Source organism: Colwellia sp. MB02u-14, assembly GCF_014076915.1.
In the GTDB taxonomy this organism is placed as follows: domain Bacteria; phylum Pseudomonadota; class Gammaproteobacteria; order Enterobacterales; family Alteromonadaceae; genus Colwellia_A.
Genome location: NZ_JACGUX010000067.1, coordinates 15,543 through 42,346, shown reverse-complemented (window position 1 = coordinate 42,346; position 26,804 = coordinate 15,543). Strand labels below are relative to the sequence as shown.

Annotated in this window: 24 protein-coding genes; 10 read left to right on the top strand and 14 right to left on the bottom strand. The window is 38.9% G+C overall.

Annotated features, from left to right (window positions below; all coding sequences use genetic code 11):
* Positions 1-134 precede the first annotated feature (134 nt).
* The 3 genes from H4J52_RS07805 (at position 135) to H4J52_RS20260 (ending at position 2,737) form a co-directional block, all read left to right on the top strand.
* A complete protein-coding gene (locus H4J52_RS07805; RefSeq protein ID WP_182224470.1) occupies positions 135-1,007 on the top strand; it encodes a DMT family transporter in 873 nt (290 codons plus the stop codon).
* A 1,146-nt stretch (positions 1,008-2,153) separates the two neighbouring features.
* Positions 2,154-2,615, top strand: a complete 462-nt coding sequence (locus tag H4J52_RS07800) for a hypothetical protein (RefSeq protein ID WP_182224526.1) — start codon at positions 2,154-2,156, stop codon at positions 2,613-2,615.
* Positions 2,612-2,737, top strand: a complete 126-nt coding sequence (locus H4J52_RS20260; RefSeq protein WP_310649977.1) for a PEP-CTERM sorting domain-containing protein — start codon at positions 2,612-2,614, stop codon at positions 2,735-2,737. Before H4J52_RS07800 ends, H4J52_RS20260 begins: the two co-directional genes overlap by 4 nt.
* Here H4J52_RS20260 and H4J52_RS07790 read toward each other — a convergent pair.
* The 4 genes from H4J52_RS07790 to H4J52_RS07775 all read right to left on the bottom strand — a co-directional run bounded on the left by H4J52_RS07790 (position 2,705) and on the right by H4J52_RS07775 (position 7,075).
* Positions 2,705-3,724 (bottom strand): reverse transcriptase/maturase family protein, encoded by a 1,020-nt coding sequence (locus tag H4J52_RS07790; protein WP_259367837.1) that lies wholly within the window; start codon positions 3,722-3,724, stop codon positions 2,705-2,707. The two genes, H4J52_RS20260 and H4J52_RS07790, sit on opposite strands and share 33 nt — an antisense overlap.
* 683 nt (positions 3,725-4,407) lie before the next feature.
* On the bottom strand, positions 4,408-4,848 hold the full coding sequence (locus H4J52_RS07785) for a hypothetical protein (RefSeq protein WP_182182297.1): 441 nt from the start codon (positions 4,846-4,848) through the stop codon (positions 4,408-4,410).
* Between the two features lie 236 nt (positions 4,849-5,084).
* Entirely contained in the window at positions 5,085-6,824 is a 1,740-nt protein-coding gene (locus tag H4J52_RS07780) for a sodium:solute symporter family protein (protein WP_182224469.1), read from the bottom strand.
* Positions 6,824-7,075, bottom strand: coding sequence for a DUF4212 domain-containing protein (locus tag H4J52_RS07775; protein WP_182182295.1), 252 nt, complete (start codon positions 7,073-7,075; stop codon positions 6,824-6,826). Before H4J52_RS07775 ends, H4J52_RS07780 begins: the two co-directional genes overlap by 1 nt.
* Positions 7,076-7,390: 315 nt before the next feature.
* On the opposite strand from H4J52_RS07775, the gene H4J52_RS07770 reads away from it, so the two are divergent.
* Together H4J52_RS07770 and H4J52_RS07765 are read left to right on the top strand one after the other, a co-directional pair.
* Positions 7,391-9,268, top strand: a complete 1,878-nt coding sequence (locus tag H4J52_RS07770; RefSeq protein WP_182182294.1) for a putative nucleotidyltransferase substrate binding domain-containing protein — start codon at positions 7,391-7,393, stop codon at positions 9,266-9,268.
* Positions 9,269-9,284: 16 nt separating this feature from the next.
* Positions 9,285-9,986 carry an exonuclease domain-containing protein gene (locus tag H4J52_RS07765; protein ID WP_182182293.1) on the top strand — a complete coding sequence of 234 codons (702 nt, stop codon included), beginning with the start codon at positions 9,285-9,287 and terminating at the stop codon, positions 9,984-9,986.
* 143 nt (positions 9,987-10,129) lie between these two features.
* Here H4J52_RS07765 and H4J52_RS07760 read toward each other — a convergent pair whose 3' ends face one another.
* From H4J52_RS07760 to H4J52_RS07745, 4 genes are all read right to left on the bottom strand, one after another.
* Positions 10,130-10,423, bottom strand: a complete 294-nt coding sequence (locus tag H4J52_RS07760) for a hypothetical protein (protein ID WP_182182292.1) — start codon at positions 10,421-10,423, stop codon at positions 10,130-10,132.
* Positions 10,424-10,539: 116 nt separating this feature from the next.
* On the bottom strand, positions 10,540-10,791 hold the full coding sequence (locus H4J52_RS07755; RefSeq protein ID WP_182182291.1) for a YdcH family protein: 252 nt from the start codon (positions 10,789-10,791) through the stop codon (positions 10,540-10,542).
* Between the two features lie 9 nt (positions 10,792-10,800).
* Positions 10,801-11,115, bottom strand: a complete 315-nt coding sequence (locus H4J52_RS07750; protein ID WP_182182290.1) for a TraR/DksA C4-type zinc finger protein — start codon at positions 11,113-11,115, stop codon at positions 10,801-10,803.
* Between the two features lie 172 nt (positions 11,116-11,287).
* Positions 11,288-13,579: a DPP IV N-terminal domain-containing protein gene (locus H4J52_RS07745; RefSeq protein ID WP_182224468.1), complete on the bottom strand. Its 2,292-nt coding sequence runs from the start codon at positions 13,577-13,579 to the stop codon at positions 11,288-11,290.
* A gap of 298 nt (positions 13,580-13,877) precedes the next feature.
* Between H4J52_RS07745 and H4J52_RS07740 the strand changes: the two genes are divergently transcribed.
* Positions 13,878-14,924: a DcaP family trimeric outer membrane transporter gene (locus tag H4J52_RS07740; protein ID WP_182182288.1), complete on the top strand. Its 1,047-nt coding sequence runs from the start codon at positions 13,878-13,880 to the stop codon at positions 14,922-14,924.
* A gap of 292 nt (positions 14,925-15,216) precedes the next feature.
* Here the strand turns inward: H4J52_RS07740 and H4J52_RS07735 are convergent, their stop codons facing one another.
* Both H4J52_RS07735 and yihA read right to left on the bottom strand, forming a co-directional pair.
* A complete protein-coding gene (locus H4J52_RS07735; protein WP_182182287.1) occupies positions 15,217-17,565 on the bottom strand; it encodes a Tex family protein in 2,349 nt (782 codons plus the stop codon).
* Positions 17,566-17,756: 191 nt separating this feature from the next.
* Positions 17,757-18,398 (bottom strand): ribosome biogenesis GTP-binding protein YihA/YsxC, encoded by a 642-nt coding sequence (yihA, locus tag H4J52_RS07730; RefSeq protein WP_182224467.1) that lies wholly within the window; start codon positions 18,396-18,398, stop codon positions 17,757-17,759.
* 201 nt (positions 18,399-18,599) lie between these two features.
* Between yihA and H4J52_RS07725 the strand changes: the two genes are divergently transcribed.
* The 4 genes from H4J52_RS07725 to H4J52_RS07710 all read left to right on the top strand — a co-directional run bounded on the left by H4J52_RS07725 (position 18,600) and on the right by H4J52_RS07710 (position 23,017).
* Positions 18,600-19,835, top strand: a complete 1,236-nt coding sequence (locus H4J52_RS07725) for a cytochrome c (RefSeq protein ID WP_182182285.1) — start codon at positions 18,600-18,602, stop codon at positions 19,833-19,835.
* A 180-nt stretch (positions 19,836-20,015) separates the two neighbouring features.
* Positions 20,016-20,639: a cytochrome c gene (locus H4J52_RS07720; protein WP_182182284.1), complete on the top strand. Its 624-nt coding sequence runs from the start codon at positions 20,016-20,018 to the stop codon at positions 20,637-20,639.
* A gap of 346 nt (positions 20,640-20,985) precedes the next feature.
* The gene (locus H4J52_RS07715) at positions 20,986-21,264 is read left to right on the top strand and encodes a paraquat-inducible protein A (RefSeq protein ID WP_182182283.1); all 279 of its coding nucleotides are present in this window, start codon (positions 20,986-20,988) and stop codon (positions 21,262-21,264) included.
* Positions 21,265-21,481: 217 nt separating this feature from the next.
* Positions 21,482-23,017, top strand: a complete 1,536-nt coding sequence (locus H4J52_RS07710) for a DUF418 domain-containing protein (protein WP_182224466.1) — start codon at positions 21,482-21,484, stop codon at positions 23,015-23,017.
* A gap of 11 nt (positions 23,018-23,028) precedes the next feature.
* On the opposite strand, the gene thiE is transcribed toward H4J52_RS07710, so the two are convergent.
* From thiE to thiO, 4 genes are read right to left on the bottom strand one after another with little or no spacing between them, the layout of a single operon-like run.
* Entirely contained in the window at positions 23,029-24,558 is a 1,530-nt protein-coding gene (gene thiE, locus H4J52_RS07705) for a thiamine phosphate synthase (protein WP_259366526.1), read from the bottom strand.
* A 4-nt stretch (positions 24,559-24,562) separates the two neighbouring features.
* Positions 24,563-25,372, bottom strand: coding sequence for a thiazole synthase (locus H4J52_RS07700; RefSeq protein ID WP_182224521.1), 810 nt, complete (start codon positions 25,370-25,372; stop codon positions 24,563-24,565).
* 2 nt (positions 25,373-25,374) lie between these two features.
* Positions 25,375-25,587, bottom strand: coding sequence for a sulfur carrier protein ThiS (gene thiS / locus H4J52_RS07695; RefSeq protein ID WP_182182281.1), 213 nt, complete (start codon positions 25,585-25,587; stop codon positions 25,375-25,377).
* A 21-nt stretch (positions 25,588-25,608) separates the two neighbouring features.
* Positions 25,609-26,799, bottom strand: a complete 1,191-nt coding sequence (gene thiO / locus H4J52_RS07690; protein ID WP_182224465.1) for a glycine oxidase ThiO — start codon at positions 26,797-26,799, stop codon at positions 25,609-25,611.
* Between the last annotated feature and the right edge of the window lie 5 nt (positions 26,800-26,804).

Sequence of the window (26,804 nt, the reverse complement as noted above, 5' to 3'; positions counted from 1 at the left end):
GCTAGCTGCTAATTTAACGATAGGTAAGTTAGCTAGCGTTATGGCATAAAGTCATTATTATAAAAACCCAATGGAGAGATTTTATTTTTTATAAGAGATAGACTGTCGCCATTAATTAATTAACGATGATATTTATGGGCTATTTATTTGCAGTGACCCTGCTTTGGGCATTTTCATTTAGTTTAATTGGGGTTTATTTAGCCGGTCAAGTTGATGCGTGGTTTAGCGTTTTGCTGCGCATTGCGCTGGCTACTTTAGTTTTTTTACCGTTTTTAAGTTTTAAAAAAACACCAAAGCCCTTAGCTATAAAGCTCATGTTTATTGGCGCGATACAACTTGGCGCCATGTATAGTTTTTACTATCACTCCTTTTTATATTTATCTGTGCCTGAAGTATTATTATTTACGGTAATGACCCCCATTTATATTACGCTACTAAACGATGCGCTTGAAAAGCATTTTAACCCTCGTTTTTTTGTTATAGCCCTTATTGCCGTATGTGGTGCGTTAGCTATTCGCTATGAAAGTATTAATAGTAACTTTTTGATGGGCTTGTTATTAGTGCAAGCGGCCAATATGTGTTTTGCCACAGGGCAAGTGACTTACAAACGTTTAATGAGCAACAGTAAGGTGGATCATAAAACTGTATTTGGGTGGTTTTTTATTGGCGCATTAATAGTCGCTACTGTGTGTTATGTTTTATTTGGCAATACAGATAAGTTACCCAGTACACCAACTCAATGGGGAGTACTCATTTACTTGGGCATCGTTGCTTCGGGCTTAGGCTACTTTGGGTGGAATAAAGGCGCGACGTTAGTCAATGTAGGTGCGTTAGCCGCAATGAATAACTTACTCATTCCAGCAGGTATTGTTGTTAATGTACTGATATGGAACCGGGAGGCGGACATACTGAGGTTAAGCATTGGTGGTGGAATTATTTTGGTCGCTTTATTACTTAATCAGATAAGCACTATACCTTCGAAGGACAAAGTCTTGCCTGTTGGCTAGCCGACAATATTAAAGGATGACAAAAACCAAGTTTTTGTTGGCAACGTTAACCAGACCGCCAAGATAAGAAAATCAAAGGGTCAGAGCAATTGATTGTAGCGAGTGATATTCAATTGTCGATAGGTATTTTAGTACTTTTAAGTTATGCCAATACAAGTAAATGAATGAACGAAATGGTGGCACAGGATCCTGCTGGGTAGACCTCTGAACGCTAACTTTTGCCACAAAGTCGACCTAATTTAGACTCATATTTATCACAATAAATAGTCCGCTTAGACACCACAGCGGTCGTTCACGGTTAAGCTGGCAATGATCACTTTGTGCGCAAAGAGGAAGTAGCCACATTGCTCTGCCTTAGGTCTGCTTTAAGTCTCAAAGCCGACTGTGGAATTAAATTTTAGATGTTAACAGTAAAGCTAAAGTTACAATTATAAATCAAAAATCGCTTTGACAATATTTAACTCCCCCTAACTACGGATAAAACTCCGTTAGTACGCATATATTAAATCTTATCACCTTGTTTTATTCGAAAATCATAAATGTTACAGGGTATGATTTGTGATTTTAAATCAATAGCTTGTGCTTTTAATAATAGCAACGGATGATATATCAAACCAACTGATTACAAGACAGTTGCTAGATGGTTGGTATGTGTTGTTATTGCTGCTCTGTAGTGGTGCTCATGCTATGGATTACAACAATTAGCACCACTGATTTTTAATCAATTACACTACTAAAACACGTGTTTTATGTGGTTTAAACATGAATATTGTTGAGGTTTATATCAGGCTAAAGGTGAAATTTAATCACACAATGATACTTTTATACTGAAACTATTTTCAAATATAGTTTGTAAATATTATGTAATAAACACAACTGATTGATGAGTTATTTGGTGTCAGGTTATTTTACAGTGTTACATAATTTAAAATTATTTAAATTATCATCACAATGAAATTGTTAAGTATTATTGTCTTGGCGTATTTTTTGCTTTAATATGAAAAAAATATTAATTTACTATTTTATCAATAACCATCCAAATATATGGAAAGGTATGAAAAAGGAATACATATGAAATATAAATCCACAAAGACTTGTGCTGCTGTTTTATTACTACTGTAATGTAATTTAGCAAATGCCGGTCTTATGGTCACCAATGTTGATCTAACAATCACAGGGGTGTTGGGTAACTATTCGAGCGTAAGTGTTGATGATGTTTTCCAGTTCACCGCCATATATGATGATGCCTCCACCCACTTCTTAGCTAACGAAACACAGTCGATTTGCTTAACGACGCACGTAAGTTCGCCCGGTGTCGATTGTGTGAATAGTTTGAACGCGTCTGGTTTCAATTTTTTATCCAATGCGTCTTTGAATTTTATTATGATGTTCGATACCACTGCATTGTTAGACGCCAACGGGTCATTTTATGATAGAAACGCTGGTCCGGCACAATATACGTACCAACGAGCCTCGGCAGCGGCCCTTCACTTCTGGCAAATGGATGATGCGATCGCAGGACAATTCGATACGAGCACACCTGGGGCGGCAGGACAAGTGCATTTGTACTATAGAGACGGGACTAACGAGAAAGGTCATCCCGCGTGACATGGACATGGGGCGAGGCATCTACGAAAGAGTATTTAGACGTCCCTGAACCTTCCACACTTGCTATTTTTGCATTAGGAATGATTGGTTTAGTATCTCGTCGATTTAAGAAACAATCTTAAAAAATTAGTTTCACAATCAAAATCGATTATCGACGACGGTATGCCTGAATAAACCCATGTAACCCAATGTTGTCGATAATCATCAAGAAGCATCTTCCAGTTTGGTAGATGCTTTTTTTGCTCATAAAGCTGCGATATTCGACGATTGTGATTTTGTAGTGTTCGTTTTGATACTGTTATTTTTTCTTGTCCAAACTGATAACCTAAAAAGTCAAACCCATCAGTAATTCTACCAATCGTGGTTTTATCAGGATGTTGTTTTAACTTTAGTTTTTCAAAATGGTGATTAACCGTTTTTATCGCTTTACGTAATTTCCACCTTGATGGTGATAATACGATAATATCATCCATATAACGTCGATAGAAAACGGGTTTATCTTCCATTTCTTTATCTAACTCATAAAGGTAGAAACTCGATATCAAGGGACTTAACGGACAACCCGATGATATACCTTGTTTTATATCCTTAAATAAACCACCTGATTCAACACTTCGTTTTAAGTATTGTGATAATAAATTCATCACCATTTTATCTCTGATGTAAACCGATAGCTTATCTAACAATATCTCGTGGTTTATCGATTCGTAATACGATTTAACATCGGTTCGAAATACAAACGTATTGTTGTGTAAATCATGTTGTATCTCTGTAACGGTGTGTTTGCTACCACCATGCCCTTTTAAATGTGTACACAGCTTAGATGATGGTAAATGACGTTGTAATACCAGTGATAACAACTTCAACACCACACTATCGATTGATGCATATAAGTGAATAACTTCACCTGAAGATTTAGTTACCTTTTGTAAAGGTTGAAAATTGAAGGTATTTGATATTAATTCATCAATAAGTTCTGGCTTAATTTTATTCCAATGAAAACGTACATCCCATACATCACTGTTATCGGGAAAGTGTTTTCGTTGTTTACATAACCAACTAAACGATTCATTCAATAGGTCAGTATTTACCAGTTCATTTATCATCATCTATAATAATAAATCTCATTTTTATAACGGAAAATCACTATCATAGGATACTTAATCCTTTGTTAATTCTGATTAATAAAGACTTCTAGCGATTACCACTAATTAATTAGCACTACTTGAGTATAGTTTTTCTTTTTATACCAATAAAACATTCATGTCGAGTGTCGGCAATGGTGGCTTTGTTGTCTATCAAGATGAAGGTAGCTCAACGTCTAATAAACACTAAAAATAGCTCGAAAACCCATTGGTGTTAATGTCCGGTTTCGTATCTTTGTTGACATAAACCTGCCTAATTTTGAGGACTAATTTAGGTCAGGAGAGTGGCATTAGTTAGCGTTAATATATGAAATAGCACCGCCCGCAATGAGCTTAAACTTGCCTCACAAACGAGCAGTAAAATTCGGTTGGTATACCCCTAAATATGCTCCTGAATTTGCAAAAGTTACTGTTAGCTTTTTGCATGAGCTGAAGTCTTGAGTTAGTCACTGGTAGCTTACGTTTAGCACACTTTGTTAGCGTTAACTGATAAGTTATGAATGACCACAGTGGTGGCTTGTCGGACTATTTAAAAGGATAATATGAAGCCAATAAATAGTCAGCAATGCTGCATTAATGAGAGGTAATATCAAACAATAAGTGTCGTCACACGTACTGAATGAACGAAGGCTGTCTATGTTTGAGGTTTAATTAATTGTTTGGGTATAAAACTCAGAAAAATATTTACCCCCCTTAATCTCAATGATTAAGCGTAATTTGTAGCTTTCGCCTTTATTGGCAATCAAACTGCCGAGAGGTGTTTCGCGCTTCCAGTAATAAGGAGAGTCTTTCATTCCCAGCTGAAAAGGGGTCGCTTGGTTGGCTTTATCGACCAGGAATAAAGTCGCGGTGTCGATAGGAAATGTAGAGTTTACCGTTGTTATTCCTTTCTCATCCATGACATTAACTTCAAATTCTCCAGTTTTTAATATACATTTTTGATTACTCACATCGCAATGCCCAAACGGTACTAATTCAAAGGCTCGCGCTTGGCTCGCGCTATTTTCTTCCCATAAATCAGCTAATGCAAAACCTAAAATAGTCAGAATAGGGGCAACAATAATAGCTGTTTTGGTGTGTTTGTTCATAAAATTTCCTATGAGTGTATGTTACTTCGTCATGCTGAATTTATTTTAGTATCTTAAATCGAGATCCTGAAATAAATTTAGGATGACGGCTACTTAGCCAGTTCGAAGGTAAGAATTATGTCTGCTTTGGCAGATTAGATTGATTGAGTATATCGTAATTAGAAAATAAACAGCCCTATTTATAAACGTTAAATAGGGCTTTAGTTTAATCAATCAATAAGTCGTTGTTAGACTAATTAGTGATCATGTGCTTCTGAAACACCACCATGTGGCGTACGGAAGTTTTCAACCATTTGTTGAATATGAGCGGGCGCTGGACCTGTTACTTTTAACATAGCGAAAGCTACTGCAAAGTTAACAACGGCCCCTACTGAACCAAAAGCATTGGGTGAAATTCCGAAGAACCAGTTTGGACCCATATCACCAAGGAATGAAGTGCCAGGAATAAACATAATGCCTTTATGTTGGAATACGTACAACATAGTGACACCGATACCTGAAATCATACCAGCAACCGCTGCTTTACCGCTCATTTTTTTAGCGAATATCCCCATCATTAACGCTGGGAATATTGACGATGCGGCTAAACCAAAGGCTAGCGCCACCGTTCCTGCGGCAAAGCCAGGCGGATTTAAACCCAGCCAGCCAGCAACGAGTACTGATATTGTCATCACCACACGACCGGCCAGTAGCTCATTTTTCTCTGATAAGTCAGGTGTTAGTATACCTTTCATTAAATCATGAGAAATAGAGGACGATATCGCTAGTAATAAGCCAGCTGCGGTAGATAATGCGGCAGCTAAACCACCTGCGGCAACTAAAGCAATGACCCAGTTTGGTAAGTTAGCGATTGCAGGATTAGCCAATACCATAATGTCGCGGTCAACTTTAACCATTTCATTGGTCGCTTTATCTGCAGTGTACTGAATTTTACCATCGCCATTTTTTTCTTCATACTTTAATAGGCCAGTTTTTTCCCAATCTTTAAACCACTGAGGACGCTCAGCATAATCTAAATTTTGACCCGCTACTGGTTCTATAGTATTCATTAGGTTTAAACGCGCCATTGCGCCAACTGCAGGAGCAACTGTGTACAACAATGCGATGAAAACTAACGCATAGCCTGCTGACTGACGTGCCGCTTTTACTGATGGTACCGTGAAAAAGCGCATAATAACGTGAGGCAAACCTGCAGTACCTATCATCAGTGACAAGGTATAAGCGAACATATTTACTGTGCCACCCATGTTGTCAGTGGTGTACTCTTTAAAGCCGAGTTCAGTCACTACAAGATCTAACTTATCGAGTAAGTAAACACCACTACCGTCGGCTAATGTAGAGCCTAAACCTAACTGTGGAATAGGGTTACCTGTTAACTGAAGTGATATGAAGACTGCTGGAATTGTATAAGCAAAAATTAATACTATGTACTGAGCGATTTGCGTGTAAGTAATACCTTTCATACCACCGAGTACGGCATAAACCCAAACAACAAACATACCGATGTAAAGACCATTATCATACTCAACTTCTAAGAAGCGAGAGAAAGCAACACCAACACCTTTCATTTGACCGATGATGTAAGTTAAAGACGCGATGATTAAACAAACAACGGCAACAACACGTGCGGTTTTTGAGTAGTAACGGTCAAAAATGAATTCAGGTACGGTAAATTTACCGTGTTTTCGCATGTAAGGTGCAAGTAACATGGCCAGAAGTACATAACCACCAGTCCAGCCCATTAAGAAAACTGAGCCACCGTAACCTAGGAAAGAAATCATGCCCGCCATTGAAATAAATGACGCAGCACTCATCCAATCGGCACCAATCGCCATACCATTTTGCAAGGGTGTAACGCCACCACCGGCAACATAAAAGTCACTGGTTGAACCTGCACGTGCCCACCAGGCAATAGCAAAGTAAAGGGCAAAAGAACCGAATACCGCAATGTATGTATAGAGTTTTAACTCATCCATTATGATTCCTCGACGTTATATTTTTTATCAAGATCGTTCATTTTTTTGGTATACCAAAAAACTAATCCGACAAATGTGTAAATTGAACCTTGTTGTGCAAACCAGAAACCAAGTTTGTACCCACCGAGACGAATTTCATTTAAAGGTTCAACTAATAGCAAGCCGAACCCAAATGAAACCACGAACCAGATAACAAGACATATAAATATTAGGCGCAGATTTTCTGACCAATATGACTGTTTCTCTTCCATTATCCTCTCCTAGCAACTTAACTTATCTGGGTTTAACCCAGTTATTATGTAAAGCGTTTATTATTTTTTTACGCTTGATTTATCACCTGTTTTACCAATTAAGGTAGTCGTTAGATTTACTATTAATTCGGACCAATGATAAAACCCAGATCAAAATTCATAGTGAAATTTAACTAGTATTGACACTAACAAGGTTTTTAGCGTTGAGGTATTACACTTTAGTCTAGATCTTGTGTTTTATGGTTGACGCGAGAGGGTTAAATGCACTAAAAATAGCTATCTACTAAGTTTTTCTTCGTTAAAGGCAGCAACAATATGGACAGTGAACTCGCCGAAATTAGTGCTTTTATTCAAGCTATTCCACCCTTCGACACCTTACCAGCAACGGTGACCTTACAGCTGGTCAAAGAAATTAATATTTGTTACGTAAGGGCTAAACAGCCCTTGCCACCCAAAGGTATTGAAGAGGCGCGTCTTTATATATTACGCAAAGGCGCATTGGTTTATACCGATCATAATGGCCAGTTAGTCGGGAAATATACTGAAGGGGAAATTTGCAGTGTATTTTGTCGCCCCGCGCAACGTAATGAAGTGAATGTAAACACAGAAGAAGACACTTTACTGTACAGTCTTAACTATCAAAAATTGTTATCTTTAGTGACTGATTATCCGCAAATAGACGCCTTTTTTATGCAAACAGCCGCAGAGCGTTTAAAAGGCAAAATGAGTAAGGTAAATGAAGAGGCGATTATCAATTCTTCGTTGATTAATAACCCGATTAGCCAATTTTATCATAAGCCAGTATTAACCATTAATAGCGAACAAAGTATTCAACAAGCGGCGATAGAAATGACAGCAAAAGATGTTTCTTGTTTAGTGGTGATTAATCCTGAAAAAGATACAGCAAGTGTACCTGTTGGCATAGTTACTGACAAAGATATTCGTCGACGGTGCGTAGCGGAAGGTTTACCTTTTACTCGCCCCGTAAGTGAAATCATGACAATAGATATGGCAACGTTACCCGAGCAAAGTAGCGCCTATGACGCGCTCATGTTGATGACCAGTAAGCGCATTCACCATTTACCCATTACTGGTTTTAGCCAATCTGGAGAATACGGTGAATTAGTGGCAATGGTTACTATCACTGACTTAATGAATAATGAAGGTCATAATGCTGTGAATATCACCAGCATTATCCGTAAAGCGGGTACTATTAATGATTTGATTCGTATTAGTAAGTTGTTGCCAAAATTACAGATCCGTATGGCTAAACTTGGTACAAGTGCTGATCATGTTGGTAAAAGCATTAGCGCGATAACTATGGCATTTACCATTCGAATTATTGAAATGTCAGAAAAAATCAATGGTAAAGCGCCCGTGCCTTATGCGTGGTTAGCCTGTGGCTCTCAAGGGAGACAAGAGCAACTTGCTCATTCTGATCAAGATAATGCCTTGATTATTTCTGACGATTTAAGGCCTGAACATGAGGCATGGTTTGAAAATTTAGCCTCTTTTGTTTGTGATGGTCTTGCCGCGTGTGGTTTTGTGTTATGTCCTGGCGATATTATGGCAACTAACCCTAAATGGCGACAGCCTCAAAAAAAATGGCACAAATACTTTGAACAATGGGTAAATACGCCACGTCCACAAGCGTTGCTAAACGGGTGTGTTTTTTTTGATTTAACAACAGTACACGGTGATGAATCTTTGCTTAATGACGTACGCGTTAAGCTATTGAAAAAAACGAGTGGCAATAGTTTGTTTCTCGCACACATGTCAAGAAATGCTTTGATGTTAAGACCTCCACTGGGCTTTTTTCGTGATTTTGTTCTTATTTCGGATGGCGACCATAAATCAAGCTTAGACATTAAACATAACGGTATTGCGCCGATTGTTGATCTAGCAAGAATTTACGCGTTGGCCGAAGGCATTGCATCAGTAAATACCATTGAACGCTTACAAAAAGCAGCGGGAACTCCTTCTATCTCTAGAGAGTCAGCCGCTAATTTAATTGATGCTTATGAATTTTTGGGGATTTTACGTTTAGAGCACCAAGCTAATTTATTGCAAGTAAACAAAGAGGCTAATAATTATTTGTCTCCTAAGAAATTATCTAAACTCGAACGTGAGCATTTAAAAGATGCTTTTAAAGTTATTAAAGCATTGCAAGACAGTCGTCAGTCAACGTCTTAAAGAGAAGGGTATAAGTATGATCAGCAATCACCCCTTTTTTTATAGGTTACTCGGCTATGAAGCGCAGCGTAAACGTGCTTGGGCACGTGCCCCCAAAGGAGCATTAAAAGACTTTCTTTCAATAGAATTTCCTGACCCCAATACACCTTTAAGTGATATTGATATCTTGTCAGTTGATTTTGAAACCACAGGCCTTCACGCCATTAATGATAAATTACTAAGTGTGGGCTTTATCGGGATAAAACAGCAGCAGATATCGTTAAAAGACAGTTATCACCAAATAATAAAGACCAAAGATGAGCTTTCAGCAGATAACGTGATTATTCATCAGATAACCGATCAGCAAAAAGAACAAGGTGCGCCATTAAAAGAAGTAGTTGAAGTGTTGCTCAACGCATTAGCTGGAAAAGTGATGTTAGTGCATTTTGCACGAATTGAAAGGCAGTTTTTGCAACAAGCATGCCTTGAACTTTATGGCGTAGCGCCGGTTTTTCCTATGATAGACACCTTAATGATAGCGAAACGGCAATTAGATAAAAAAGATGTCGCTTACGACCCTTCAGACTTAAGATTGTCAGCTTTACGTTATCAGCATGGCTTGCCTAATCATTTTGCTCATAATGCTTTAAATGACGCAATAGCAACGGCTGAGTTATTAATGGTACAAGTGAGCAATATGCCTAATAGTACACTTAAACTCAACGATTTATTGCTGTAATTGTTGTTGAGTTTGCTGGTTAAAATGATGCGTAAGTCATTCGTGCAAAGTGGCAGTGGTATTTTTAAGCGAAAAATTAAATTTGAAAAAATACCACTGTGTAAATGGACCTATTTTTATTTGAAATGAGATTTTGTGTCCGCTTATGCTTTATCGATTGAGGGCGATTTAGCATTCGCTTTGATTATTTCAATATCAACTTTATCGATGAGTAATAATACGTCAGCTAATTTTTTTCGTAAATCGGCAGAAAGCTTATTAGGGAAGCTACTTTTCTTAGCGACAGAAAGCGATTCACGGCGAATAACGATATCGAGTAAATTTTTAATAGAGTCGGTATTTGACAGTGCTAATGCGGGGAGTTGCTTTTCTACTGCTTGGTTAAAACAATCGTATGACTCTTGTAATGCTACTTTTGCCTGTTTTAGTCTAGCCATGAAACCACCTATTTTTTTGTTGTTAGAGGCCTCGTGGTGTTTATTTTTGAAAAATAAAAGCACCCAGAGGCATTAACTACAATAAATAGATTTTAAACTTTGTCTAGTGTTATTCGTTAGGTGCTGGTTTTTTCTTTTTTGATGATTGCAAATAATTCATCTTTTAAATGTAAGCGCTGCTTTTTTTGTTGGTCTAGATATTCGTCAGAAGTATTTTCAACACCTTGTTCTATATGGCGTACCTCTTGATTTAGCTCATGGTAGGCTTTGAATAAGCGATCAAAATGTGCGTCATTCATTTTAAGGTTATGTATTTCATCCGTAAACTCTGGGAATTCATGGTGTAAATCATGTTTTTCTATTATCATTTTTCTTCCTTATTGTGCGCAGTTGATACAAGTGATTGTGTAAGGTAAAACGTGTAACCTTTTCGTGTTAATCGCGGTATCACAGCTGGCACAAAAACCATATTTATCATTTTTTAAACGATCTAACGCGGCAATAACATGCTTTAATTCAGCTTTCGCTTCGTGATGAATTTTATCGAGTACTTCATCATTTTCTGTTTCGGTAGCTTGTTCAGCAAAGTCTGGCGAGCGGCCTTTGTGAAAGTCGGCTTCGATAGCACTAATACGATGTTCCAACTGAGATTTTTTCTCCGTTAAAGAGGCGAGTATTTCTTGATTTTTCATATCATTTTCCTTTTTATGTTAACGGCCATAACTTCATTTTATGCAAATGTTAGCTAATTTCCTTGATCTAGCTCATGCAAACGTGAACAAGCAAATGATTATAAATATATTTCGAAGCAATAAAAAAAAGACGCTTGAAACGTCTTTTTTAAGAATTATTTACGAACTTTTTTTATTTTTTAGAGAAAACAAATTCTTTTGGTGGCGTTGCACCCATTAAGTGTTCTACGAAATAATCCCAACGTTTACGCATCATATAAGGTTCGCGCGCAAAACCGTGACCACGGTTTGGCAGCATTAACATATCGAAATCTTTGTTAGCCTTGATCAAAGCTTCAACCACAATCAAGGTATTGTAAGGCGGAACATTAGTATCGGTTGTGCCGTGAGCAATCAATAACTTGCCCTTTAAGCTTTCAACCGATAACTGGTTTGCTTGGCTATCGTAGTTGCTGGTGCCATCTTCATTTTTTACTTCAAGACCATGGTATTTCTCGCCCCATTCGTCAGCATAGTTACGGTTATCATGATTACCGGCTTGTGATACCGCCACTTTGTAGAAATCTGGGAAAGTTAATAAAGCACGAGTTGATGCAAAACCACCACCTGAATGCCCCCAAATACCCACGCGCGTTGCATCAATCCAGCTATGTTTTTTAGCTAACTGCTGAATAGCTGACACTTGATCAGGAATACCACTGTCACCCATGTTGCCGTAATAAAAGTCATGAAACGCTTTCGAGCGACTCGGCGTGCCTAACGCGTCAATTTCAATCACAATAAAGCCTAATTCAGCAATTGATTGATTGTCTCCACGAGAACTGCGGAAATGACGACCTCGGATACTTCCTACCTGTGGACCCGGATATAAATAGTTAACGACAGGGTAAGACTTACTCGCGTCAAAATTTGTTGGTTTGTACAGTAAACCGTAAATGTCATTTTCACCGTTTCTGTCTTTTACAATAAATTCAACGGGAGCTTTCCAACCAGAATCTTTTAACTTACTGATATCCATAGTTTCAATGGTGAATTCTTTTTTATTATCAATTGCGCGAACCCTACTCGTTTCAGCAATTGTTGGTGTCGCGGTGCGATCTAAGAAGTGTGTTCCTGCTTTGTTTAACGTAATACGGTGATGTTTTTTCTCTGGTGTTAATAAGGTTAAATCAGAACCATCTTTGTTTACGCTATAGAGGTAATGGTAATAGGGATCGCCACCTTCTTTACCTGCGCCAGTGAAAATTAGCTTACCTGTGTTTTGGTCAACATGCAGTAATTCAATAACGGTCCAATCGCCTTGGGTAATCGGTTGTTTAATTTTACCTGTCGCTAAATCAACAAGGTATAAATGTCCCCAATTACTTCGCTGTGAAAACCAAATGGCTTCATTGCTTTTCTCTAGGTATTTCCAACTAATACCGTCAACACCTGACTCAAAAAAGCTATTTTGCGTTTCAGACATAACAACTTTTATTTTACCCGTATTAGCATCAGCAATTTTTAACGTGGCAGTTTTGTGATCGCGCGTTGAAGAAACAAAAGCAAACGTGTTGCTGTCATCAGCCCAATCTATATCTAATAACTCGCCATTACGTCCTGCGACATGGTCAGTAATTGTTGAGCGATGAGCATCGGGTTCCATATCAAGTGGTGTCACTTTTTGAGTCTCAATGTCGATAACGACTCGATGAATAGCAAAAATATGTTCGTCACCCGGGAGCGGGTATTTCCATACGTCAATGTCAGGATGACCCACAGCGGTTGAAACAATGCCCATGTCGCCAACTTTACGACCATCATGCTTAAAGGTAGTTAATTTTTTTGAATTAGGTGCCCAAGTCACTACGGGTGAGTCACGACGCACCCAACCTGCGTTATTGGTCGCGTAACCAAAATCTTTAACGCCGTCTGTGGTTAGCTGGCTTTCTTTATCTGTTGTTAAGTCACGCAACCATAAATTATGTGCACGAATAAATACCGCTTGTTTGCCGTCAGGCGATACATTCTCATCACTTTTTTGTGCTAATTCATCAAGATTACATAAGTAAGTCTCTAAATCACACTGGTAACTTTTCGCTTTTACTGAGAGTTTAATGTTGCTTGCTGAGGTGAATTCTACTTGATAAAAAGGGAGTTCATCGTGATTTATTTCGGTTTCTGTAACACGGGCCAGTGAGTCAGCTAGCTTTTTATGATCGAAAGCAAGCGATTTTTTTTGGCTGTTAGTATTAACTTTAAAAAACTGGTCACCGTCTTTTGTATGACTGCGGTAAACCAACGTACCATTGTCTGACCATAAAGGATAATCAACAGTACCGGTTACTAACTTACTGGTATGGCTTGCTAGTTGCTGTTCTGCCTTTTTGTAGTCGTTAACGCTGAGCTGTTTTGCTGACAAAACGGTTGGCGTCAGAGCAGAGATAAGCGCAACGCCACTGGCAAGAATAAGAGATTTTCTCATCTAAATTTACCTTTTTTCATTATGAGTTATTCACCTGATAATAATACAAGTAATGCTATTGCCAGCCTAACATTTCCTTATGGTTTCGAGTGTGATTATCGTTAAATATACGACTTTATAAGGTGAATTAATCAAAATTAGCAATAAAAAACATCCGCTTTAGACTTATGTCTAATTTCTAAATACCCATTAACGTTTTAAGTTATGAAAATAAAATAATAATAAAACGATAAAAAGTAGCCAACGGATCGTATCTGCAGTTTTCCTAGGCTAATACACAATAAACGGGGATAGCAAAATGTTCAATAAGAAAAAGCTTCTATTAGCAACAGGATTATTAGCGTTGGCGGGCAGTGCAAATGCGGCTTACGAAATTAAATTAGACAATAACGATACCATTACTTTCGGTGGTTATATAAAAGCTGATGCACGCTACACCGATGGCACCGTTGCAGCAACAGATTATTGGTATGGTAGTGGTACTGCCTTAACCGAAAGTATTTCGAACTTTGGTATTGCGGTTAATGAATCGCGTATTAATACCAAATATCAACATGGTGATTTAACCGGTTTTATTGAAATGGATTTCTATGGCGAGGCGGTTAGAGGGGGGGGCAACGAAATTATTTCTAATTCATCAAACCCACGTATTCGTCACGCTTTTATTAAATACAAAAATCTATTAATTGGTGAAACATGGTCAACTTTTGTCAATACCAGCGCGCTCGCTGAAGCGGCTGATTTTGGTGGACCATTAGTAGCAGCAGCATTTATTCGTCAGGGACAAGTACGTTACACCATGGGTAATTTTCAAGTTTCTGTTGAAAATCCAGAATCATACGGTGGTGTAAGTGGTAACGACTCAATGCCGGATATTATTGGTCGTTATAATTTCAAAGGTGATTGGGGTAACGTGGCTATTGCTGCAGTAGCTAAGCAATTACAAACCGTTGGTGGTAACGAAGAGTCAGCATTGGGCTATGGTATTTCTGGCCGTATAAATACCTTTGGCAAAGATGATTTTCGCTTCCAATTTCATGGTGGTGAAGTTGGTCGTTATGTCGGTGTTACGGCTTCAAAAGATTTAATTGGTGAAGAAGTTGAAGAAACAACGTCAATTAGTGTTGCCTATCGTCACTTTTGGTCTGAAGGGTTACGAAGCACAGCATTTTATGGCAATACAACCACAGATGTCGCTGATTATGACCGTACCCATTGGGGCGTAAATTTATTCAAAAATGTGACCAAGCAATTATCATTTGGTGTTGAAGTGGGTAACTTTGAAATGGAAGATAAAAATGTTGACTCCGATTACCTACAATTTTCAGCAAAATATGTTTTATAGGTCATAAATCGACATACAGACAAAAGAAATTCACACGTTCTTGCGTTAGTTGACCTCCTATTCTGAGGTTGTTTGGGGAAGCTTTTGCTTCCCCTTTTTTATGTTCAGGATGAACGGTATGTCGTGGTGCCATGGATGGCAAGTAGCGACGAATGTTCAGGATGGCCTTTCTCAGATATCCTGTATTTCAAGGCATTAGTGCATCCTTGCACGTCAACGGTGATGATTTTTTTTCAGATAAATCATTAGTACCTACGTCGATGTAGTCAATGTCGTAGTGCCAAGACTGTTTTTACTTTTTTAACTTAGCAAAAGCATCGGCAAAGGCATTACCCATTGCCGCATTGTCATTCGTCTTCGGTTGTGGTTTTGCACTTCGTTGCTGATTGGGTTTGGTATTTTTTGCAACGGTATTCTGTGAACGGTCATGAGGCTTATTGGCAGAAGTTTTTTGCTCTGACTTCGAGGTAACTGTTTCATCTAAACGCATTGATAAGCTAATACGTTTTCTTGCCGCATCAACCTCCATCACTTTTACCTTAACAATATCGCCTGCTTTAACCACTTCACGTGGGTCGCTAACAAACTTATCAGTGAGTGAGGAGATATGTACTAAGCCATCTTGATGAACACCTAAATCGACAAAAGCACCAAAGTTGGCAACGTTTGAAATCACGCCTTCGAGTATCATACCGACAGTTAAGTCGTTAATCGTATTCACCCCTTCCTTAAATTGTGCTGCTTTAAACTCAGGGCGAGGGTCACGGCCGGGTTTTTCTAGTTCACTAACAATATCTTTAAACGTTAACTCACCAATATTGATATCTTTGAGATCTGTGATATTAATTTGATTTAATTGCTCACTGTTGCCTATTAAATCAGTAATATTACTCTTAAGTTGAGCGATGATTTTTTCAATCACGGGATAGCTTTCAGGGTGAACCCCTGAATTGTCGAGTGGGTTTTTACCCCCCGCAATACGTAAAAAACCTGCCGCTTGTTCAAAGGCTTTCGGCCCCAAACGCGCGACTTTTTTGAGTTCTTTTCGATCATTAAAGCGACCATGCTCGTCTCGGTAGGCCACTACGTTATCAGCCATGGTTTTATTTAAACCGGAAACTCGAGTTAACAATGCCGCTGAAGCACTGTTTAAATCAACGCCAACATTATTTACACAATCTTCTATAACATTGTCGAGGGTTTTACTGAGTTGGCTTTGACTAACGTCATGTTGATATTGACCAACCCCAATCGCTTTAGGGTCAATTTTTACTAATTCAGCTAAGGGGTCTTGTAATCGTCGTGCGATAGAAACAGCGCCACGAATAGAAACATCTAAATCAGGAAACTCTTTCGCTGCAAATTCTGAGGCAGAATACACAGAAGCACCTGCTTCACTGACCATCACTTTTTGTGGTTTATTTTTTTCTAAAGCTTGAATAACCTCTGCCGCAAGTTTGTCACTTTCACGCGAGCCGGTACCATTACCAATGGCCAGTAATTGTACTTTGTGCTGCTGACATAAACTTACTAACGTTCGTAATGACTTCTCCCAATGATTTTGTGGTGCATGGGGGAAAATAGTAGCGGTTTGTAATAACTTACCTGTCGCATCAACAATCGCAATTTTACAACCTGTGCGCATACCGGGGTCTAAACCTAAGGTTGTTTTCGCGCCAGCTGGAGCGGCCATTAACAAATCACTTAGATTAGTGGCAAAAACTTTTATTGCGCCAGTTTCTGCTTGTTCACGCAAGTTACCCAGCAACTCTGTCTCTAAACTCAGGCTTAATTTGATTTTCCATGCCCAACGAACGACCTTAGTCATAAATTCAGCGGCAGCTTGTCCGGTTAAGCGCAAATTATAGTGTTCACAAATAATTTGTTCTGCACTTGAGTAATGACTATCTTCTTGAGTTGGGTCTACATTAATGCTGAGTTGTAGAATTTTTTCATTACGACCACGAAGCATCGCCAAAGCGCGATGTGAAGGAACATTTTTTAATAATTCTGAGTGCTCGAAATAGTCGCGATACTTTGCCCCTTCTTGCTGTTTTCCTTTGGCAACAACGCTTGATAAATGCGCTTGTTTTAATAAATGTTTACGCAATTTCTGTAATAAATTGGCATCTTGAGCAAAACGTTCGATGAGGATGTAAATTGCGCCCTCAAGTACTGATTTTTCATCGCTAAACCCAGCATTATCATTGATAAAAGCCTTTGCTTCAACTTCTGGTGTTAATGTCCAGTTGTTATAAAGATTATTGGCAAGGGGTTCTAAACCGCCCTCTATCGCTATGTGACCTTTAGTGCGACGTTTGGGTTTGAAGGGTAAATATAAATCTTCTAAACGGGTTTTGTTGTCAGCTTGTTGTAATTCTTTTTCTAATGATGGCGTTAATTTATCTTGTTGCGTAATGCTGGTAATAATAACTTTTCGACGGTCTTCAAGTTCACGTAAATAGCTTAAACGCTGGTCAATATGGCGCAGATGATTATCGTCTAACCCTTGGGTAACCTCTTTTCGGTAACGGGCAATAAAAGGTACAGTTGCACCATCATCAAGCAAACTAATTGCTGAAGTTATTTGAGCGGTTTTAACGTTAAGTTCTGTTGCGATGAGTTCAGCAATGGTAGCCATTAATTGACGAGCCTTTTTGAAAGAGTAAATTTAAAGCATTATATTGCCATGGTTCGATACTGGCATCAATTTGCATGTTTAGTTGGTGTAGACGAGTGTTTGAAAAACGAATGTGTCTTGTTGTTTTTTATTTTAATGAAGACGTTAAGCCAAGTTAACTTCAATGAGCTCACTTGGCTTTAAATGGGATATTATAATACTTCGTTTTCGGAGACGTCGGTGGATAAATCAGCCGATAACCACTGACAAATCAGGTCGTTTGCTGATTCTAAACCGGTATATTTTAAAGATGAAAAAGCTTGTACAGTAATATCAGCATTTAATGGTGCTAACGTTTTCTTTACCTGTAACACTTCCGAGCTTCTTTTGCCCTGTGAAAGCTTATCGCATTTTGTTAATAACGCTAATATTGGCAAATCGCTGTCAGCAGCCCATTGAATAAGATCCATATCCAAATCTTTTAATGGATGGCGTATATCCATTAAAATAACAAGACCTTTTAAGCAATCACGTTTTTCTAGGTATTCCCCTAACGCCTTTTGCCATTTCTTTTTCATTTCAATCGGCACTTTAGCGAAGCCATACCCAGGTAAATCAACTAAGCGTCTGTTAGGTGCGACTTCAAAAATGTTTATTAACTGCGTACGACCCGGAGTTTTACTGACACGAGCTAAACCTCGTTGATTTGTTAAGGTGTTTAATGCGCTTGATTTACCTGCGTTTGAACGTCCGGCAAAGGCCACTTCGATACCGCTGTCTTCAGGCAAGCGACGAATATCCGGCGCACTTAATGTGAAAGTGGCTTTACTTAAATGAATAACAGGTGATGACAAAATAGCGTCCAATAGATAATAAAAAAAGCATTATATCTTTTTTTTCTCGTGAAACAGTAAAAAGTGTCATTTTTTAAGCTTAATTTTTACTGTGCTTATTACACAGGGGCAATATTAGTGTAAAATATTAATAGTTTTTATATCCACCCTTTTGTTTTTTAGTGAATACTTAATAAAAGTAGCAGAGCAGAGAGCCATTCAATGAATAAAATTATTTTTTCGTTAATTCTTGCCGTAACGAGTATTAATGTCGCATTCGCAGCAGTCGGAAACGCTGATGCAGGTAAAAGTAAAGCCGCTATGTGTGCAGCTTGTCATGGTGCTGATGGAATTAGTATAGTTGAAACATATCCTAATTTAGCCGGTCAACAGGCTGATTATATTGCCACTCAACTACAAGCTTTTAAAAGTGGGGCACGTGTTAACGCTACAATGGCGTCGATGTCTGCCGGTTTATCTGAACAAGACATGGACGACTTAGCGGCTTATTTCTCAAGTTTAGATAGAGGTGGTGCAACCGCTTCAACAGATGGCGCTGAAACAAATTCAGTTGTTGCTGTTGCCGAAGTGGCCCCAGTTGCTTATATTGCTAATGCGATCGCAGGTAAAAGCCTTTACGAACTAGGTGACCCGTCGCGTAACATTGCTAGCTGTATTGGTTGTCATGGTAAAGAGGGTAATAGTAAAGTATTAATTAACCCAAATTTAGCAAACCAACATGCGCAGTACATTGAAACACAGTTACATGCTTTTAAAGACAAAACTCGTATTAATTATGCAATGAATCAATTTGCGGGTGCAATGACTGATGAAGATATCGCCGATATGGGGGCATATTTTGCTGATACAAAAGCCGTTGCTCATGTTGTAGCGAAACGTGTTGCTACGGTTGCTGTTATTACTGAAGAAGCGATTGCGGGTAAGGCAAAATCAGCGGTTTGTTCTGCTTGTCACGGTGTAGGTGGTAACAGTATCGTGCCAATGTACCCTAAGTTAGCGGGGCAACATGCTGAGTACACGGCAAAACAACTTAAAGAATTTAAATCAGGTGCTCGAGAAAATGCGGTTATGGCTGGTATGGCTGCAGCGCTTTCTGAACAAGACATGGCTGAACTAGGTGCTTATTTTGCGAGTCAAAAACCTACGCCAGGTAATGGCAAGGAATCTGCTTTTGGGCGAAAACTATACTTTGGTGGTGATGCTGAACGCGGTATTACCGCCTGTATCGCTTGCCATGGTGTCTCTGGTAAAGGTATCGCAAAAGCCGGTTTTCCAGTGGTTGCTAACCAAAGTGTTGAATATTTAACGGCTCAGTTAACCAGTTTTAAAGCCGGTGAACGTTACAATGACCGTAATGGTATGATGCGCAACATAGCTAAACGCTTGAAGCAAAAAGATATTGATGCACTAGCGCAATTTATGTCTTCTTTGAAATAAAGTCGTGCTAAGGTAATATTGAAAAAAAGCAGCTTAATAAGCTGCTTTTTTATGCCTGTAACATTTAACAATGAGAAAATTCGTGTAAACTACTTTATATTAAAACTACAATGCTTAGGTTAACACCTTATTCATACATTTGTAGTTGCAGTTAATTAGCCACATACAGAGAGTTCATCGATGAAAAGAATACTATTAAGCTTGGTTTTATTAGGAACAGGTGTACTAAATATCTCCCATGCTGCTCAAGGCAATATTGAAGCGGGTAAAGCAAAATCGGCAATGTGTGCAGCATGCCACGGTGTCGATGGTAATAGCATGGTACCAATGTACCCAAGTCTTGCAGGGCAAAGCGCCAGCTATCTAGCCAAACAATTAGCTGAGTTTAAAGAAGGAATGACCTCGGGTGGTAAAAAGGGTCGTGCTAACGCTATTATGGGCGGTATGAGTATGGCGTTGAGCAACGAAGACATGCTTGATTTAGGTGCATATTATGGTGCTCAAACGTTAAAGTCTGCTGGCGGTGAAACAAGCGAAGTGGGTAAAGCATTATATTTTGGTGGTGATGCTGAACGCGGCATTACTGCTTGTATCGCTTGTCATGGCGCCGATGGAAAAGGCATGTCACAAGCTGGTTTTCCTGCGCTTGCTGGGCAACATGCTATGTACTTGAAATCTCAGCTTGACAACTTTCGTTCTGGTGCTCGTCATAATGACAGGAATGCTATGATGCGTAATGTTGCTGTTAAATTAGAAGATAGTGATATTGACGCTTTAGTGCAGTACATGTCGACGATAAAGTAATTTATCAAAATAATATCCTGAACATCGTCACTCTTTCACATCTACGTGATCATGACATACCGTTCACCCTGAACATTGTCACTCTTTCACATCCATGTAATCATGACATACCGTTCATCCTGAACATAAAGCAGCTAACTTGAGCTGCTTTTTTATTGGCTAAAATTCACTGATGTCGTACACTGAAATGGACCCTGCTAGTCGTAATATATTGATTCTAAAGTAAGGAGCAAATCTTTTAATGGAACAAGTTCTCTTGTGAAAAATCATTCAGTAGTGAACAACATGATTGCCTGTCATCAATGCGATTCATTATTGCCGATGCCTTTATTATTAGAAGGACAAAATGCGTTATACGATTAATCGTACAGCTGCGGTAGCTACTTTTTTCCCTGCGACTTTATTACCTATTATTGGTCTCGGTGCTGCTGGCCTTTATAAAGATGCCTCTTTACTCGACTGCATTACCTTTTTAATAAATAGTCGAAATTATGTGCTCGCTTTTGCTGTTTTTATGATTACTGTTGCGACACCAGAGGTCGGCGTAAACAAAATCTTTCAGTCAGCAGAGCAAGGACAATTATTCAAATTAGCTCCAAATGTTGATGAAAATTGGCAGACATGACAGCCTAAAATTAAATTATCTCAATAAATGGAGGAAGCAGCTCTCTATTTTTGAGAATCCGCTAAATGTGGTCTTAAAGCATGATTTTTATAGAATTATTAATCATTATTTGCATAAGACACACACAATTCGTTACAGATCAATAGGTAACGAATTGGCATAACTCATGCTATTAATTGAATATGTTAACTGATAATAATAATTAAGTGAAAACACAATGGAAAATGACCTCGCCCCTGTAAATAAGCAGCTATCCCCTTTAATAAACTCTGATCGCATTCAAGTGATGGACCTACTTCGTGGTTTTGCCTTAATTGGTATTATTATGATGAATATTGAATGGTTTAATCGCCCCGTTAGCGCCTTAATGAGTTTCGATTACAGTTTAACGGGATTTGATTGGGCGGCAAGTTGGTTAGTTAAAGTGTTCGTTGAAGGTAAATTCTACAAGCTTTTTTCTATACTGTTTGGGATGGGGTTTGCCATTATGCTTATCAGAGCACAAGCAGCAGAACGTAAGTTTGGCGTATGGTTTACTCGAAGAATGCTAGCATTATTCGTCTTTGGATTAGCGCATCTCATCTTCCTATGGGGGGGGGATATTATTCACGACTACGCAGTAGGAGGTTTGTTTTTATTAGGGTTTGTTTTACTTTTACGCACCAAAAAGTTAGCGCGATTTAATAAACCAGAAACATTTGCAAAAGTGGGTTTCTCCCTATTGCTTCTGCCGCTAGTGGTTTCAATGTTTGGTGCTCTTTACTTTGGTGTGACACGAGACAACACGGTAATTACTGAAGAGTGGCAACAAAAAATATCGATTAATCAACAGGTCGATTTATTGATGCAACAAGAAAAAGATAAACCTAATGATATAACGGTAGATGATAAAAATCTTGTTGAAGAGGACGCTATCTCGTCGGAAGAAATTGTCAATGAAGAAAGTATTAAAGAAGATGTTATCGAAGAAAAAGAAGTAGATGAAGACAGTATGAGTGATGAAGAGCTTATTGCTTATAAAGCTCAGCAACGCGTCGAAAGTAAGCTTAAACGTGAAAAACGCTTAGCCAAAGAAACCATTGCCTTTACTGAAGCTAGTTACATTGAAGCCACTAAATATCGAGTACAAAGCGCCCTCAAAGCTTTAGGTAACACGCCTATGTTTGCCTTTTTTGTCTGCTTACCCCTTTTTATGGTCGGCTATTGGTTAGTGGCCAGTGGTAGAATGAAAAATCCTGAGCAACATGAAAGTTTCTTTAGTGTTATGTGCTGGGGTGGCTTAAGTATTGGGCTTTTATTAAGTATTGTGGGAACTTTTATTAGCATACACCCTGTAACAAAAACAGCGATTGAAATTCAAGCGGGAGGACAAACGATTTTTTACTACGGGCAATTTGTTTTATGTGCAGGCTATATTGGCATGTTTGTAAAACTCGCTAGTAAAGCTTGGTTTATAAAGTGCTTTTCTTGGTTAGCGCCACTAGGAAAAATGGCATTAACCAATTACATCACGCATTCCATTATTTTAACCAGCATCTTTTATGGCTATGCCGGCGGTATGTTTGGCCAAATAGCGCGCGGACAGCAAATGTTGATTGTTGTTGTAGTTATTTTCGCTCAAGTTCTCTTTTGTCACTTTTGGTTGAAGTTCTTTAGATTTGGCCCACTAGAATGGCTATGGCGCTCTATTACTTATATGAAGCGTCAACCGTTATTATTAGAAAAACCGCTACCTACATCGGTACCTGTTTAGCTTTAAACGGATTAACGAAACGGCATAAAATGCTGAAATTGTTTAACTGCAATTTCAGCATTTTCACTTTCAGTAATTGCGGTAACGACAGCAATACCGCCAACGCCTGTTTGCCAAACTTGTTCTGCGTGTTGATGATTAATACCACCAATCGCCACCACGGGAATATTAGTGGCTAATTGTAGTATATACTTTAAGTTTTCGACCCCTTGTATTTGTCCAGTCATATTCTTGGTTTTTGTTGAAAATATAGCACCAATCGCCAAATAGGACGGTTTAAGCTGTTGCGCTAATAAAAACTCGTAACAACCATGAGTACTAATACCTAAACGCAAGCCTGCTTTTTGAATGGCTTTTAAATCAGCGTTTTGCAAGTCTTCTTGCCCAATATGTACACCGTAAGCACCATGCTTGATGGCTAGTTGCCAGTAATCATTGATAAACAAACGTGTTTTATATTGTTTACTCAGTGCTAACGCTTCAATAATAATCTGTTCAAGTTCTTGCCCCGTTTTATCTTTTAAGCGCAGCTGTATAATTTCTAAACCCAAAGGTAATAATCGTTTTAGCCAATAAATAGAATTAACAACCGGATAAAGTCCAAGGTTTTTTTCTTGTAGTTTTAATGAAAGAAAAGCTGGTAACGCTTGATGTACTTGCGCTAAATCAGAAGTAACCGTTGGGAAATTAATTGCGTTATCTGGCCAATGCGTTTGCTCAAATGCGCCATAATAATTTGGCTTATTGATTTCATTGATCACTGATTGAGCAAAACCTTGATTGATAAAAGCTTTGGTTAACGTAAAAGCATCACGTAACAAATAGCCTTGTGCTAGAAAAGCCGCTAAGGCGCTGGCAAAAGAGCAGCCACCGCCATGGCTGTAATGGGTATTTATTTTGGCTGACGTGAGTTGATAACGTATTGGAACCTCTTCAATATGATGTAAGCAATAATCGCGACTAATTTCTGGGTTAATTCCGGTTAAAGACTCAGTATGTCCGCCCTTTATTATTACGCTATTTACACCTAATTCAGCGATTTTTTTCGTCAATATATCAGGGGTAAAAGATGTCTGATTTGTCAATTGTTGAGCTTCGTTTATATTAGGGGTGATCACATCAACAAGCATGAGTAAATCGGTTAAGTCTTCACGCTGTAATGTAGATAAAGCACCGCCAACAGTGGCTTGTCCAACGGGGTCAAATACCACTTGTAAGGTTGGCACTTTAGTTTTAATCAAAGCTAGGGTAGTTGTAAGCCACTTAACTTGTGCACTATTGGCTATTAAACCTATTTTAATAACGCTGGGCGGTTTGTCATCAATGAGTATATTAACCTGTTGTTGAAGAATATTTATTTCAGTGGGGTTTACTGATAATAATTGTTCAGCGTTTTGTACGGTATTAGCGGTGATCAAATGACAAACTTCAACCCCTAAAGCATGACCTGTTTTTATATCGGCGGCAATACCTGCGCCACCTGAGCAATCGCTGCCTGAAATTGTCCAGATGATTGGTTTTTTGCTCATACTTGTCGACATAAAATTACCCTTGTTGATGCCAAAAAGGCGTTTCTAATGTTGGCGTACTCGGATGAGCAGTTTGTCGTTGCTGCATCATGCCCGCAATATAACCTTGCTCACCAGCAGTAACCGCTTGTGCGAAGGCTTTTGCCATGAGTACAGGGTTATCAGCTAACGCGACTGCAGAGTTTAACAATACACCGTCGTAGCCCATTTCCATGGCTAAACAAGCATCAGAAGGTTTACCAATACCGGCATCTAAAATGAGCGTAGCGTTGGGTAAACGCAAGCGGATTGTTTCCAAATTATACGGGTTCATCAAGCCTTTACCGGTACCTATTGGCGATGCCCAAGGCATGATCACCTGACAACCTAAATCATATAATCGCTGGCAAATAACTAAATCATCGGTGCAATAAGGGAGCACTTTAAATCCGTCATTTAAGAGCTGTTCAGTTGCGGTTAGTAGCTCTATGGGATCTGGCTGTAAATTATAGTCGTCACCGATGACCTCTAATTTAATCCAATCGGTTTGAAAAATTTCTCGACTCATTTTTGCTAATGTTACCGCTTCTTTTGCGGTTTTACAGCCCGCGGTATTCGGTAATAAAAAACCTTGGCTTTCTTTTACGATGTCTTGAATATATTGCCAAATTTTTGCACCCGATTGTTCCGCGGGGTTCTGCCGTTTTAATGAAAGGGTCACAATCTTTGACCCGCTGGCTAAAATGGCTTGTTTCATGATCTCAGGTGAAGGGTAAAGTGCACTACCGATCAATAACCTGCTCTGAACAGGTTGTCCGTATATAATGAGTTCTTGTGAAAGTTTCATCATTAACCTCCCTGAATAGGAAAGAGTAAATCAATACTATCTCCCTGATTAACATCAGTATGCTGATAATCTGTTTTGCCAATAAAGTTACCATTAAGCGCAACCGCGAAGCTTTGTTGGTGTTGCTCAGGCGTTAAATAGTGCTGTAATGCGATTATTATATTAGCGCTTTCGGTTGCTATCGTAATCGCTTGTCCGTTTATAAAAAATTTCATTTTAGCCGCTTTACTCTTTATTTATTGTTCTTCAGTTATGGGTAACCATTTATTATAAGGAGATTGTTGTATGTTGTTTTTTGCTAGAACATGATCAACCGCAAATATTAACTGTTTTAACACGACGGGTGCGATAAGGAAGCCGTGACGAAATAAGCCATTAACTTGAATAAGGCGTTGATGCACAAATATTTTAGGTTGGTTATCACTAAATGCAGGCCTTAGCTGGCTTAGTTGTTGACGAATACTCGCTTCGGCAAAACCAGGATGAACGCTGTAAGCAGCGCTAAGCAGTTCCATTGAAGAACGTACGGTCATAGGTCCACAGTTTTCACTTTCAACTTCGGTTGCCCCCACCACATAGAACCCCTTGGTTTTAGGGGCAATATATAATTGATATCGAGGGTGCATCAACCGAATAGGTCTTGTTAAGTGAACGTCTGGCGCAAATAGCTGAAATAATTCACCACGTACACCCCGTAAATCTCTTAAGGGTGCCGCCTCTGCATTGCTTTCGTTACTACGAGCACCAATACCACGGCAGTCAATCGCCAAATCACAAGCCAATACCTTTTTTGTTCCACTCCCTTGACCGCTATCAAGGTAGGTTACTAAGCAGTGAGAAGCTTGCTGATCAACTTTAACCACAGGAGCATTTTCTAACCAAGTAAGCTGACTTTTATCTAACTGTTGTTGGAGGGCAATCAGCAATTTACGATTACCAATTTGTCCTTCTTCAGGTAAAAATACGCCTTGATTAAAACTACGTCCTAGTTCTGGCTCAAGCTCAATTATCTGCTGGCGATTAAGCTGTAGTAGTGGATGTTGTGGATAATTATTTTTGATATAACGCACAAAACGAAGGTAGTCACCTTGGTCTTGCTCATGGCTAACCATTAACGCCCCCGCTTGTTGAAAATAGGTATAAGCGTCTAATTCAGCCAAAATTTCAGGCCAAAGCTTTAACGACTCAAAGCCCATTTCAACAATATTAGGCTCGCTATGCATGGCTTCACCCAAGGGGGTTAATAAGCCTGCTGCCGCATAAGCGGCACTTTGGCGACCATCTTTGTTATCTTTATCAATCAAGGTCACATCATGCCCTTTATTAACCAAAGATAATGCGATTAAGCGACCCACTAACCCCGCGCCAATAACGACAATATTGGTGGAGGTTTGAAGAGGCGGCACTTTTTTATCAAAAAGAGTCATCGTTC

Bases quoted from the DNA above. Each gene is read 5' to 3' on its own strand.
- H4J52_RS07805 (WP_182224470.1), top strand. From the start codon at position 135: ATGGGCTATTTATTTGCAGTGACCCTGCTTTGGGCATTTTCATTTAGT.
- H4J52_RS07800 (WP_182224526.1), top strand. From the start codon at position 2,154: ATGGTCACCAATGTTGATCTAACAATCACAGGGGTGTTGGGTAACTAT.
- H4J52_RS07790 (WP_259367837.1), bottom strand. From the start codon at position 3,724: ATGATGATAAATGAACTGGTAAATACTGACCTATTGAATGAATCGTTT.
- H4J52_RS07785 (WP_182182297.1), bottom strand. From the start codon at position 4,848: ATGAACAAACACACCAAAACAGCTATTATTGTTGCCCCTATTCTGACT.
- H4J52_RS07780 (WP_182224469.1), bottom strand. From the start codon at position 6,824: ATGGATGAGTTAAAACTCTATACATACATTGCGGTATTCGGTTCTTTT.
- H4J52_RS07775 (WP_182182295.1), bottom strand. From the start codon at position 7,075: ATGGAAGAGAAACAGTCATATTGGTCAGAAAATCTGCGCCTAATATTT.
- H4J52_RS07770 (WP_182182294.1), top strand. From the start codon at position 7,391: ATGGACAGTGAACTCGCCGAAATTAGTGCTTTTATTCAAGCTATTCCA.
- H4J52_RS07765 (WP_182182293.1), top strand. From the start codon at position 9,285: ATGATCAGCAATCACCCCTTTTTTTATAGGTTACTCGGCTATGAAGCG.
- H4J52_RS07760 (WP_182182292.1), bottom strand. From the start codon at position 10,423: ATGGCTAGACTAAAACAGGCAAAAGTAGCATTACAAGAGTCATACGAT.
- H4J52_RS07755 (WP_182182291.1), bottom strand. From the start codon at position 10,791: ATGATAATAGAAAAACATGATTTACACCATGAATTCCCAGAGTTTACG.
- H4J52_RS07750 (WP_182182290.1), bottom strand. From the start codon at position 11,115: ATGAAAAATCAAGAAATACTCGCCTCTTTAACGGAGAAAAAATCTCAG.
- H4J52_RS07745 (WP_182224468.1), bottom strand. From the start codon at position 13,579: ATGAGAAAATCTCTTATTCTTGCCAGTGGCGTTGCGCTTATCTCTGCT.
- H4J52_RS07740 (WP_182182288.1), top strand. From the start codon at position 13,878: ATGTTCAATAAGAAAAAGCTTCTATTAGCAACAGGATTATTAGCGTTG.
- H4J52_RS07735 (WP_182182287.1), bottom strand. From the start codon at position 17,565: ATGGCTACCATTGCTGAACTCATCGCAACAGAACTTAACGTTAAAACC.
- H4J52_RS07725 (WP_182182285.1), top strand. From the start codon at position 18,600: ATGAATAAAATTATTTTTTCGTTAATTCTTGCCGTAACGAGTATTAAT.
- H4J52_RS07720 (WP_182182284.1), top strand. From the start codon at position 20,016: ATGAAAAGAATACTATTAAGCTTGGTTTTATTAGGAACAGGTGTACTA.
- H4J52_RS07715 (WP_182182283.1), top strand. From the start codon at position 20,986: ATGCGTTATACGATTAATCGTACAGCTGCGGTAGCTACTTTTTTCCCT.
- H4J52_RS07710 (WP_182224466.1), top strand. From the start codon at position 21,482: ATGGAAAATGACCTCGCCCCTGTAAATAAGCAGCTATCCCCTTTAATA.
- thiE (WP_259366526.1), bottom strand. From the start codon at position 24,558: ATGTCGACAAGTATGAGCAAAAAACCAATCATCTGGACAATTTCAGGC.
- H4J52_RS07700 (WP_182224521.1), bottom strand. From the start codon at position 25,372: ATGAAACTTTCACAAGAACTCATTATATACGGACAACCTGTTCAGAGC.
- thiS (WP_182182281.1), bottom strand. From the start codon at position 25,587: ATGAAATTTTTTATAAACGGACAAGCGATTACGATAGCAACCGAAAGC.
- thiO (WP_182224465.1), bottom strand. From the start codon at position 26,799: ATGACTCTTTTTGATAAAAAAGTGCCGCCTCTTCAAACCTCCACCAAT.